The organism is Pseudomonas sp. Xaverov 83 (genome assembly GCF_019352905.1).
Classification (GTDB): Bacteria; Pseudomonadota; Gammaproteobacteria; order Pseudomonadales; family Pseudomonadaceae; genus Aquipseudomonas; species Aquipseudomonas yamanorum.
This window is the reverse complement of the sequence record NZ_JAAAFU010000018.1, coordinates 19,146-29,916: the sequence shown is the minus strand read 5'-3', so window position 1 is coordinate 29,916 and position 10,771 is coordinate 19,146. Positions and strand designations below refer to the sequence as shown.

Genomic DNA, 10,771 nt, shown 5'->3' with positions numbered 1-10,771 from the left:
TTTGGTTACTTTTGGGGCGTTTGCCAAAAGTGACCCGCTGTAAGAGCGGAACCATAAGCCGCCGTTACCGAAGAAATGGATATGTACGCAGGAATCCCCCCGCGAAGCCAAGAAATCCCCCCAATCCCAACTAAGCTCACCCACAACAAAAACAACACCGAGCGCCCTTCAACAAAGCAAAAAGCCTGCCCCAGGAAAGAGGCACCCACAACTTCCTGGGCCTGGAACAATTCAAAGGCAACTACATACTGATCGACTACCCGGCCCAGCGCTTTTGCGTGGTGCCGCCCGGCCAGTGGACAAGCCGTTGATTTACACCCCCACCTCAACACCCCATCCGCTCTTCGATCCATCGCAATTTGACGCGAATGAACGATCTCATCAGCACCGCCTCACTGCGCTGCTTTCTTGAGCCCATACCACTCTTCAAATCTCTTGATCTCGCTTTCCGACAGGGGCACCGCAGGCCTGGTTTCTGCCTTCAAAAACGGGTCGATCAACACAATCTTCCTGACGTGTTTCGGGCGGTCGCGGCTGCTGGTGGGATACAAGCCTTCATCCAGGCATTTATCCCGCATCGCCTGGCTAGACAAGCCCTGGCAACCGCTGCCATTGGACAGGGCCCGGGCTTCGCAAATGGCCTTGCCGTCCGGGTTTTTCAAGTCGACGCAGCCGAGAGAGCCAAAGGCGTGTCCCAGTACCGATGCGGGGTCATCGGCGTGAGCGGCGACTGACAGGAGGATGAGCGTAAAGGTGAACGCCGTGCTTTTCATAGTGAGCCTCAACCGTCCTTGGAAGAAGCCAGCGTATCAGCCGTATGTGACAACTTTCGCGACTTAATCTATAGGCCAGATCGCTCCCCTGTGTTATTCCGAAGGTTGTCGGAGACACTTGCCTGAGACTCAGCATGAACGAAACACTCGAAGACATTCTGACCAAAGACCTGGCCGTGATTTTCTGCGGCATAAACCCCGGCCTGAAGGCCGCCGCCACCGGCCATCACTTTATGGGCAGGAGCAACCGGTTCTGGCGCACGCTGCACCTGGCCGGGTTTACGCCCCATGAAGTGCAGCCGGAAAACGACCGCACGATCCTGCAGTACCAGTGCGGACTGACCACGGTGGTGGAGCGGCCTACAGCCAGGGCGGATCAGTTGTCAGCGGATGAATTCAGGGCGGCAGCGGCGAGTTTTGAACGCAAGATCGCACGTTATGCGCCACGGTATGTGGCGTTTCTGGGAAAGGCAGCCTATAGCGCGTTGAGCGGGCAGAAGCAGATTGCCTGGGGGCTTCAACCGCATACCCTGGGGCATGCGGCTGTGTGGGTTCTGCCCAATCCCAGCGGGAGAAACCTGGGCTTTACCCAGGCCCAGCTGGTCGAGGCGTACCGTCATCTGAAGCTGGCATTGGCCGCCCCCGCCTAAACCAACGGCTGGTGACTGGTCACACAATGAATCCCCCCACCACCCGCCGCGATTGCATCGATATTGAGCTGCACCACCTCGCGCTCCGGGTAGAGCCTGGACAGTAGCTCAAAGGCTTTTGCGTCGGCCAACTTGTCGCCGAACTCGGGTGCAATCACCGCCCCATTGATGACGAAGTAGTTGATATAACCCGGCGCGAAATCCGGATTGTTCCGACTGAACCGGCTCTTGCGTGGATTAAGCGGCGGCGACACGGTGTGCACCTGCAGCGGCCGGCCGTCCGCATCGGTGGCCTGCTTGAGGATGTCGAGGTGCGCCAGCGTGACCTTGTGATCATAGGATTCGGGGTCGGTGTCGAGGTTGGCAATCACCACGCCTGGCTTGACGAAGCGTGCATAAAAATCGACGTGGGCATCGGTGATGTCTTTGCCCTTGATGCCCGGTAGCCAGATGATCTTGCGCAGGCCCAGGCGTTCCTTCAGCTCGGCCTCGACATCCGCCTTGCTCCAGCCGGGATTGCGGTTGGCATTGATCCAGCTGCTTTCGGTCATGATTCCGGTGCCGTGGCCATCCACCTCGATGGCGCCGCCCTCGCCCACCAGTTCGCTGCGAATCGACTGGGCCTCGGTGACTTCAGCCACCAGGGCGGCCAACTGCGCATCCTCGGCGTGCTGTTGTTTATTGCCCCAGCCATTGAAGTTGAAATCCACGGCGCCCAGCCCGCCCTGGCCATCGATGACAAAATTGGCGCCGGTGTCGCGCATCCAGATGTCGTCCAGCTCCGTGACCACGAATGTGGTGTTGTGGGTGCCGCATTTTTCTTCGGCCAGCACCCGCTCCTCCTCGCGGCAGAACACGGTCACCGGCTCGTGACGGGCGATGGCGCGGGCGATCCGGCCCAGGGCTTCTTGTACGTCAGGCGTGAAGTCCTCGTGAATGGCCTCTTGCGCGCCAAAGGCGATGAACGCTTGCTGATGTTTTTCACCTTCGTCCGGCATGATCCAGCTCCCCTTTTTGGCGGCCTGTACCCAGCCTGGGCCCAACCCGAAAGACGCGGCTGCGCCCAGGGTGGCGACCACCGATACCTGTTTGATGAATTCGCGACGTGTCGCCATAAGTGCCTCTGGAAGTTGAATCATTTGACCGTAGCGGTCTTGAACTTGGTCCAGACCCGCATGCGCGCACGCATGTCCGCCTGGGGAATGTCCTTACCCGGGATCAGGCGCTCGAACGTGGCCTCGTCCGGGTAAATCTGCAGGTTGTTGCGCATCGCCGGGTCCACCTCCGGGCGCGCCTTGGCGTTCGCGGTGGGATAGCCGGTGAAGTTACTGATCGCCGCCATGTTCTCCGGGCGCATCACGAAATTGATAAACGCGTAGGCGTACTCCGGATGCCGGGCATCGACCGGGATCGCCATGGTGTCCATCCACACCGTCGTGCCTTCGCGGGGGATGCGATAGTCGAACGTAACCTTTTTGCCGGCAGCATCCGCCGCCCGTTGTGCCTGGGTCATGTCGCCGCTGTAGCCGAGGGACAGGCACAGGTTGCCGTTCACCAGGTCGGTCACCGGTTGCGATTGGAATTTGCGAATGTAGGGCCGCAGTTTGAGCAACAACTCGCTGGCGGCGGCCAGGTCTGCCGGCTTGGCACTGCGTGGGTCACGCCCCAAATAGTTGAGTGCTACCGCCAGCACTTCGTCCGGTGAGTCGATCAGGGAAATCCCGCAGTCGGCGAACCTCGCGGCCAGCTCCGGCTTGAACAACAGGTCGAGGCTGTTGACCGGCGCATCCGGCAGGCGCTGCTTGATTTGCTCGGTGTTGTAGGTCAGGCCGATGGTGCCCCAGGTGTAGGGAACGGTGGCGGTGTTCGAGTAGGTGTAGTGCGTGCGCAGCTTCTGCAAACCGGGCTCGATATCATTCAGGGCGGTGAGCCTGGACTGATCCAGCGGTTGCAGGCTGCCTGCACGCATGAGCCGTTCGCCCACGGTGTCGCCAGGGAAGATCAGGTCATATCCGCTGCCGCCGGCCATCAGCTTGGCCTCCAGGGTTTCGCTGCCGTCCATCACATCGTAGATCACCTTGATCCCGGTTTCGGCGGTAAACCGCGACAACGTGTCCTCGGCGAAGTAATCGGCCCAGTTGTAGAGCTTCAGGGTCTTTTCTTCGGCGTGCAGCGACGGCGCCAGCGCCAGGCAGCAGAGCAACAGCGTGCAAGGCATCTTCATGTCAAAGCCCTCGGTAGGTGTGGTGACCATCCAGACTCAACAGCCCGCCATACATTTCCGGGCGACGGTCGCGGTAGATGCCCCAGGTCAAGCGGTCCTCGCGCATCGCCGCTAGATCCAGGCGATGCACCAGCACACCGGTGCTGTCGCGGTCCGCTTCGGCGAGCAACTTGCCCTTGTGATTGCAAATGAAGGACGAGCCGTAGAAGTCCATCTGCAAGGTCGGGTCGGTGGTCGCCACCTCGCGGCCGACACGGTTCGAGGCGACCACCGGCACGAGGTTGGCAGCCGCATGCCCACGCATGGTCATCTGCCAATGGTCCCGTGAGTCCAGGGTCGCGCAGCCCGGCTCAGAACCGATGGCCGTGGGAAACAACAACACTTCGGCGCCCATCAGCGCCAGGCAGCGCGCGGTTTCGGGGAACCACTGATCCCAGCAGATGCCCAGGCCGATGCGCCCGAATGCCGTGTCCCAGACCCGAAAGCCGGTATCGCCGGGGCTGAAGTATTCCTTCTCCTGATAACCGATGGCGTTGGGGATATGGGTCTTGCGGTACACCCCGAGTAACTGCCCATCCGCATCTGCCACGCTCAATGAGTTGAAACAGGCATTGCCGGCCTTTTCGAACCAACTGAGGGGCAGCACCACCCCCAGTTCCCGGGCCAGGGCGGCGAAGCGTTTGAGCACCGCGCTGTGCCGGTATTCCTGCGCCAGCGCGAGGTGTTTGTGATGCTGCTCAATGCAAAAATACGGCGTGGCAAACAGCTCCTGCAGCAGGATCACTTGCGCGCCTTTGCTGGCCGCATCACGCACCAATTGTTCGGCCAGATCCAGATTCTTGGGCAGGTCCCAGGTGCAGGGCATTTGCGTGACAGCAATCGTCAGTACGGACATGGCATCACCCCTTTACCGGCCAGGCGGGTTGCTGCTGGGTGATGCAATGCACACCGCCGCCGCCATGGGCCAGGTGATTGATCCGTACCGGCACCACCACGCGCCCCGGAAACGCCCGGGCCAATACATCGGCGGCCACCTGGTCGGCGTCAATGCCATAGGCCGGCATGATGATCGCGTCGTTAGCGAGGTAAAAGTTGGTGTAGGAGGCGCAAAACACTTCGGCCTCGGTGTCTACGGCGTCGGTGGCTTCATACAGCTCGATCAGCTCGAAGCGCCGGCCCTGGGCGTCGGTGGCCAACTCCAGGGCCCGGCGATTTTCCCGTACCACCTCGGCGTACACCGAGTGTTTGTCGTGGGTGGCGTCCACCAGCAACACGCCCGGACGGGCGAAGGCGCACACGCCATCCACATGGCCGTCGGTCATGTCGCCGGTCACATAGTCGGGATCCCCTGGCAGCCAGATGGTTTTTTTCACGCCCAGCAAACGCGTGAAGATCGCCTCGATCTCGGCCTTAGTCATCCCAGGGTTACGGTTGGGATTGAGCAACACCGATTCGGTGGTAATCAACGTGCCCTCGCCGTCCACATGAATCGCGCCGCCTTCGTTGCTCAACGGCGTGCCGAAGCATTCCGTGCCTATGTGATTGAGCACGCGGCGGGCCAGGCTTTCGTCCAGGTCATGGGCCGACTTGCCACCCCACGCATTGAAGCGCCAGCTCACACCGGCGAGGCCCTGTTGCGGGTGGCACACAAAGCTCGGGCCGGAGTCGCGACACCAACTGTCGTCCACCGCCACTTCGATCAGTGCAATGTTCGGCCCGCACAATGCCCTGGCGCTGTCGACGGCCGAAGGATCGACGATCATTTTCACCGGTTCAAAACGCGCGATGGCATTGGCGACACGGGCAAAGTCCTCCTGCACCAGCGGCAACGTAACGCCCCAGCCAGACTCCCAAAGCGCCTGGTTATGCGGCCAGACCATCCACGTCGCCGCATGCCTGGCCCACTCCGCCGGCATCCACCAGCCACTGTCCTGAATTTCATTCTGCTGCATGACAAATACCTTTGAGTTAAGTCATTGTGTTCAATGAAAACTGTCTGCTAGGTCTTGGCATGCATGCTACGGCTGTAAAAACGGGCAAACAAACGATGGATTTTGTGGAAAACTGATTAGAGGAACTTATCAGCATGCTTAACCATTGGCCGCCCCTGGGCACCCTCCGCGGCTTCGAAGCCGCCGCCCGGCTGGGCAGTTTCCACAAGGCCGCCGAGGAACTGCACCTCACCCAATCGGCAATCAGCCAGCAAATTCGCAGCCTTGAGGCGTACCTGGAACAACCGCTGTTTTTCCGCAGTGGGCGCAGCGTCAGCCTGACCGATGCCGGGCACGATTTCCTCAGCACCACCCAGGCGTTATTGCAGCAATTGGCCGTGGGGGTTCGTCGCCTGGGGCAGTACCGCAAACCCAATCAACTGGTGCTCAACACCACGCCAACCTTCGCCCGCCACTGGCTGTTGCCGCGCCTGGAAGATTTCCGCCGCCAGCACCCTGAAGTGGACCTGTGGATATTCAGCACCGACGAAGTCCCGGACATGGCCAGCCAGACCATCGACCTCGCCGTGCGCGACGACATCAGTTCCCAAGCCGAATGCAGCTTCAAGGTGCTGCATGCCGACCGCCTTTTCCCGGCGTGCCATCCGCGCGTGTTGGCACTGCCCAAGGAGCAACGCACCACCCTCCACGGCGAGCGGGAGATGGATTGGAGCCATTGGGCGGTAGAGGCCGGGATTGATGTGGGGCAGAAGGATCAGGGGCTGAATTTCTCTGACCCCGGGCTGTTGCTGGATGCGGCGTGTACGGGGTTGGGGATTGCGCTGGTCAGCCGGTTATTGAGTCGCCAGGCGCTGGAGAGCGGGCTATTGCAGCCGCTGGTAGAGGCAACCATTCGCGGCCCAAACTGGGCCTTGCTGACCCACCGTGACAGCGAGAACAACCCGCTGGCACGGTGCTTCAGTGAATGGTTGATCGGCAATCTGGCAACTGCCGGCGCAGGTTAGTCGCGGCTGACGCTCAGCTTCTCCCACAAAAAGCTGTAGACCAGCGCACTCATATGCGCAGCCTGTGCATTGTCCGCCGCCCCGCCGTGCCCACCTTCGATATTTTCGTAGTACGTCACGTCCTTGCCGGCGTCGATCATCTTCGCCGCCAGTTTGCGGGCGTGGGCTGGATGCACCCGGTCATCGCGGGTCGAGGTCAGGAAAAACACCGGCGGGTAGGCCTTCGCCGGATCGAACAGGTGGTACGGCGAAAACGTCTGGATGTACGCCCACTCTTCAGGCTCGTCCGGATTGCCGTATTCCCCCATCCACGACGCTCCGGCCAACAAGAGGTGATAGCGCTGCATGTCGAGCAGGGGCACCTGGGAGACGATTGCACCGAACAGTTCAGGGTATTGGGTCAGCATATTGCCGACCAACAGACCACCGTTACTACCACCCTCCGCGCCCAGGTGTCGGGGTGAAGTAATCCCGCGATCAATCAAGTCTTGGGCCACTGCGGCAAAATCTTCATAGGCGCGCGGACGGTTCTGCTTGAGTGCTGCCTGGTGCCAGCGAGGACCGTATTCACCGCCACCGCGAATGTTGGCAACCACATACACCCCGCCTTTCGAGAGCCAGGCGCGGCCTACTTCACCGGAGTAATGCGGGGTCAGGGAGTATTCAAAGCCGCCGTAGCCATAGAGCAAGGTCGGCGCCGTGCCATCGAGTGGCAAGTCTTTCCCGCGCACCACGAAATACGGCACACGGGTGCCATCCCTGGAGACCGCGAAGTGCTGCTCGATCATGTGCTGGCTGGAATCGAAAAATGCCGGCAGGGTTTTCAGTACCTCGGGCGGATGACCGATCTCGGCCAGCGATAAGGTGGTCGGCGTCAGGTAGTCAGTGGTCACCAGCCAGACGGCATCACTGTCGTCGCTGTCCACCGCGCTGGCATACACCGTCCCCATGCCGGGCGCGCCGGTGAACTCGCTGCGCTGCCATCCGTTTGCGCCGGTAGTCAGCACACTGAGGCGATTCTTGACGTGATCCAGTACGTTCAGCACCAGGTGATTCAGCGTCCAGAAAAACCCCGCCAGCGAGGTGCTGTCCGTAGGAGCGAACAGCACGTCGAAATCCCGCTGGCCTGCCATGAAGCGATCAAACCGGATCGCCAGCAACGAGCCGGCCGCAAACACCTCATCGAGCGCCCAGTCCTCCCGCAGTTCCAGCAGCAGCCAGTCTTTGTACACCGACTTTTCCGCCGAGTTCGGCGCGTCGATTTTGCTTAACTGGTTGTCGCTGCCCCGCAGGTACAGCTCGTTGTTGTAGAACGCCAGCGTGCGGCTGACGAAGTCACGCTCATGGCCGGGCGTGTCGTCGTGCATCGCCGCGATGTACATATCATCCAGCCTGCCTTCGTAGACAACACGGGCGGCACTCAGCGGTGTACCGCGCTGCCACTGTTTGACGATGCGCGGGTAACCGGAGCGGGTCATCGTCCCTTCACCAAAATCGGTGAAGACATAGACGTTGTCACGGTCGATCCAGCCCAGGCCACCCTTGGACTCGGGCAACTGGAAGCCGTCTTCGACCCAGGTCCTGGTGGCCAGATCAAACTCCCGGGTGACACTCGCGTCCGCCCCGCCACGGGACAACGCCAGCAGACAGCGCTGGTAGTCCGGGCGCAAATAGTCAGCACCGTGCCACACCCAGTTTTCGCCTTCGGCGGCGTTCAGTGCATCAAGGTCCAGCAGCGTTTCCCAGGCGGGCTGCGGCTTGCGGTACTCCTCAAGCGTGGTGCGACGCCACAGGCCCCGCGGGTGAGCGGCGTCCATCCAGAAGTTGTAGTAATAGGCGCCGACCTTGTCGACGTGGGGGATGTTGCTGTCCGAGTCCAGCATCTCCAGCACATCGGCCTTGATCTGCTGGAAGCTGTCGGAGCGGGCGAACCGGTCTTCGGTCTTGAGGTTCTGGGCTTGCACCCAGTGCATCGATTGCTCGCCGTCGACGTCTTCAAGCCATTGGTAGGGATCGGTGGAGGTTTCGGGAAGTTTTGACATGTTCGAATCCTGTCGAAAAGCAGAAATGGATAGCGTGCCCGACTTTGACCCTTTTTGAGCGATAAAAAAAGCAAGAAACCGGGTGTGCTAGCCGATCTGATCGGCGATACATGGCGGAGGTACCGCAGGTTGCTACGGCAGGAGGACAAGCGATGGCTGACAAAAACATGTGGATGCTGATGGGCGCCGACGCAAAACCCTTCCCAAGCCCCGAGCCGGGAATGCTGGGCGGCCACCGCCGCGGCAAGCGCTATGGAAAGCTCGACTGTCGTGCGGCGCTACGAGCCATTGCGCGTGGCGGCTACGTGAAAAATCGCGTGTTTTTTCTCGATGAAGCGACGGCTATCGCCGCGGGATTTCGTCCTTGTGCGGTGTGCATGCCAGCCGAATATTGCCTGTTTCGAGGGCACGCCTGAATCGAGTGTCTGGGACAAATTCCAGGCAAAAAAAAGCCTGCATTTCTGCAGGCTTTTTACTATCTGGCTCCACGACCTGGACTCGAACCAGGGACCCAATGATTAACAGTCATTTGCTCTACCAACTGAGCTATCGCGGAATGCGCCGTATGTTACTGATTGAAAAGGAGAAGTCAAGCATTCAGTGAGATTTTTGCTTCATCCAGGTGCGCCGTGCTGGAAAATCACCACGCCACTTCCTGTCACGACGCTGTCATACGTCAACGCCAACATCCGCAGATACCCCGCCCCCTACCCTCTTCTTGAAGGATGACACATGCACACTCGCTCAGGCCCGCCAGCGGTAAAAACCCTGCTTGCCCGTTTTATCGTTATCGGATGCAGCCTGACAGTGAGCGCGTGTGACAGTGTGACCAGGAGCGCGCCTGTCGCGCCTGCTTCGTTCAAAACCCTGGACGGTGCACCGCCGTTGGTTATCGGCCATCGCGGCCTGCCAGGACTGTACCCGGAAGAAACCCGGGCCTCCTACGAACATGCCGCCGACGCTGGTGCGGATTCGCTGGAGCTGGACCTGCACATGACCAAGGACTGTGTATTGGTGGCCCGGCACAATCCCTGGTTGAGCGACAACACCAATATCAGCGACGTCGCGAAGACCAATCCAGAAGTTGCACGCCGCAAGCGCACGGTTCCCGGTGTACTGGTTAACGTCAAATATCCCGCCACTGCAGAAAATGGCCCGGCTCAATACCTCAGTGATCTGACGAACCCCAACGATCCAAAATCCGTGTTGAAGTCCTTGATCGTGGATGGCGAAGACCATACCAACGACTGGTCAATCAGCGATTTCACCCTGGCCGAACTCAAGCAATGGATCGGCGGCACGACGTACGACGCCCGCGACGAGCGCCCGACCGAACTCAACGGCAAGCTACCGATCCTGAGTTTCCAGGAAGTGATCGACATCGCAAAAGCCAAAAGCGCCGCCACAGGCCGTGTGATTACCACCTACCCGGAAAGCAAAAACCCGATCTGGAACAACGCCCAGGCCATCGCCAATGGTTGCGGCGCGTCGGGCAGTCATCCGTTCGAAGCGGCGTTTCTCAAGACCCTTAAAGACAACAACCTGAATCGCAAAGACGCGCCGGTGTTTGTGCAGAGCTTTGACCCGAGCAGCCTGAAATACCTGCGCTCTATCGGCCTGCAATCCAGGGCGGTGCAGTTGGTGGATGGGAACGGTGTGAACTTCAAGACCGGCGAGACCATTTTCATCACGGACAAACCCAACACCTTCGTCAGCGGCCGCCCCTACAGCTGGACCGTCGCGGGCGATCCACGTTCCTTTGGTGCGATGCTGACACCGGCCGGGTTGGCCGAGGTCAAGACCTACGCCGACGGCATCGGGCCGTGGAAGCCGCAGGCGATGTCGCTGACCGCTGCTTCAGCACAAACCCCGGGCTTGCCCGAGGTCGACACCTTCAAGCCGACCAGCCTGATCAGCGATGCCCACAAGGCCGGTTTGTTCGTCCATATCTTCACCTTCCGCAACGAAGCGAAGTACCTGGCCGGTGCCTACAAGGGCAATCCGGCGGCCGAGTACATGGCCTTCTTCCGGGCGGGTGTTGATGGTGTATTTACGGACTTCACGCCGACGGCCGTTGCAGCCCGAAATACCTACCTTAAAGAAGTCGCGCGCTAAACAATCAGCCA

At 60.3% G+C, this 10,771-nt stretch carries 10 protein-coding genes and 1 tRNA gene; 4 read left to right on the top strand and 7 right to left on the bottom strand.

Annotation, left to right across the window (positions count from 1 at the left end; translation table 11 throughout):
* Positions 1-392: 392 nt before the first annotated feature.
* Positions 393-773 carry a hypothetical protein gene (locus K0H47_RS07655; protein ID WP_219272314.1) on the bottom strand — a complete coding sequence of 127 codons (381 nt, stop codon included), beginning with the start codon at positions 771-773 and terminating at the stop codon, positions 393-395.
* 134 nt (positions 774-907) lie between these two features.
* Here K0H47_RS07655 and mug point away from each other — a divergent pair, with 134 nt between their 5' ends.
* Positions 908-1,423, top strand: coding sequence for a G/U mismatch-specific DNA glycosylase (gene mug / locus K0H47_RS07650; RefSeq protein ID WP_093199915.1), 516 nt, complete (start codon positions 908-910; stop codon positions 1,421-1,423).
* On the opposite strand, the gene K0H47_RS07645 is transcribed toward mug, so the two are convergent.
* The 4 genes from K0H47_RS07645 to K0H47_RS07630 are packed head-to-tail and all read right to left on the bottom strand — an operon-like array spanning position 1,420 to position 5,599.
* Positions 1,420-2,538 carry an agmatine/peptidylarginine deiminase gene (locus tag K0H47_RS07645; protein ID WP_093199920.1) on the bottom strand — a complete coding sequence of 373 codons (1,119 nt, stop codon included), beginning with the start codon at positions 2,536-2,538 and terminating at the stop codon, positions 1,420-1,422. The two genes, mug and K0H47_RS07645, sit on opposite strands and share 4 nt — an antisense overlap.
* Before the next feature lie 20 nt (positions 2,539-2,558).
* The gene (locus K0H47_RS07640) at positions 2,559-3,647 is read right to left on the bottom strand and encodes an extracellular solute-binding protein (protein ID WP_093199925.1); all 1,089 of its coding nucleotides are present in this window, start codon (positions 3,645-3,647) and stop codon (positions 2,559-2,561) included.
* Position 3,648: 1 nt separating this feature from the next.
* A complete protein-coding gene (gene aguB, locus K0H47_RS07635) occupies positions 3,649-4,542 on the bottom strand; it encodes an N-carbamoylputrescine amidase (protein ID WP_063031921.1) in 894 nt (297 codons plus the stop codon).
* Positions 4,543-4,546: 4 nt separating this feature from the next.
* Positions 4,547-5,599, bottom strand: a complete 1,053-nt coding sequence (locus K0H47_RS07630) for an agmatine/peptidylarginine deiminase (RefSeq protein WP_219272312.1) — start codon at positions 5,597-5,599, stop codon at positions 4,547-4,549.
* A gap of 134 nt (positions 5,600-5,733) precedes the next feature.
* Between K0H47_RS07630 and K0H47_RS07625 the strand changes: the two genes are divergently transcribed.
* Positions 5,734-6,603 carry a LysR substrate-binding domain-containing protein gene (locus K0H47_RS07625; RefSeq protein ID WP_017476211.1) on the top strand — a complete coding sequence of 290 codons (870 nt, stop codon included), beginning with the start codon at positions 5,734-5,736 and terminating at the stop codon, positions 6,601-6,603.
* Here the strand turns inward: K0H47_RS07625 and K0H47_RS07620 are convergent.
* Positions 6,600-8,645, bottom strand: coding sequence for a prolyl oligopeptidase family protein (locus K0H47_RS07620; protein WP_219272310.1), 2,046 nt, complete (start codon positions 8,643-8,645; stop codon positions 6,600-6,602). The two genes, K0H47_RS07625 and K0H47_RS07620, sit on opposite strands and share 4 nt — an antisense overlap.
* Positions 8,646-8,797: 152 nt before the next feature.
* Here K0H47_RS07620 and K0H47_RS07615 point away from each other — a divergent pair, with 152 nt between their 5' ends.
* On the top strand, positions 8,798-9,061 hold the full coding sequence (locus K0H47_RS07615; protein ID WP_219272308.1) for an Ada metal-binding domain-containing protein: 264 nt from the start codon (positions 8,798-8,800) through the stop codon (positions 9,059-9,061).
* 64 nt (positions 9,062-9,125) lie between these two features.
* On the opposite strand, the gene K0H47_RS07610 is transcribed toward K0H47_RS07615, so the two are convergent.
* Positions 9,126-9,201, bottom strand: a tRNA-Asn gene (locus K0H47_RS07610).
* A 176-nt stretch (positions 9,202-9,377) separates the two neighbouring features.
* Here K0H47_RS07610 and K0H47_RS07605 point away from each other — a divergent pair.
* The gene (locus K0H47_RS07605; RefSeq protein WP_219272306.1) at positions 9,378-10,760 is read left to right on the top strand and encodes a glycerophosphodiester phosphodiesterase family protein; all 1,383 of its coding nucleotides are present in this window, start codon (positions 9,378-9,380) and stop codon (positions 10,758-10,760) included.
* Positions 10,761-10,771: the final 11 nt, after the last annotated feature.

Excerpts from the sequence above, each read along its gene's own strand:
- K0H47_RS07655 (WP_219272314.1), bottom strand. The coding sequence starts at position 773 with ATGAAAAGCACGGCGTTCACCTTTACGCTCATCCTCCTGTCAGTCGCC.
- mug (WP_093199915.1), top strand. The coding sequence starts at position 908 with ATGAACGAAACACTCGAAGACATTCTGACCAAAGACCTGGCCGTGATT.
- K0H47_RS07645 (WP_093199920.1), bottom strand. The coding sequence starts at position 2,538 with ATGGCGACACGTCGCGAATTCATCAAACAGGTATCGGTGGTCGCCACC.
- K0H47_RS07640 (WP_093199925.1), bottom strand. The coding sequence starts at position 3,647 with ATGAAGATGCCTTGCACGCTGTTGCTCTGCTGCCTGGCGCTGGCGCCG.
- aguB (WP_063031921.1), bottom strand. The coding sequence starts at position 4,542 with ATGTCCGTACTGACGATTGCTGTCACGCAAATGCCCTGCACCTGGGAC.
- K0H47_RS07630 (WP_219272312.1), bottom strand. The coding sequence starts at position 5,599 with ATGCAGCAGAATGAAATTCAGGACAGTGGCTGGTGGATGCCGGCGGAG.
- K0H47_RS07625 (WP_017476211.1), top strand. The coding sequence starts at position 5,734 with ATGCTTAACCATTGGCCGCCCCTGGGCACCCTCCGCGGCTTCGAAGCC.
- K0H47_RS07620 (WP_219272310.1), bottom strand. The coding sequence starts at position 8,645 with ATGTCAAAACTTCCCGAAACCTCCACCGATCCCTACCAATGGCTTGAA.
- K0H47_RS07615 (WP_219272308.1), top strand. The coding sequence starts at position 8,798 with ATGGCTGACAAAAACATGTGGATGCTGATGGGCGCCGACGCAAAACCC.
- K0H47_RS07605 (WP_219272306.1), top strand. The coding sequence starts at position 9,378 with ATGCACACTCGCTCAGGCCCGCCAGCGGTAAAAACCCTGCTTGCCCGT.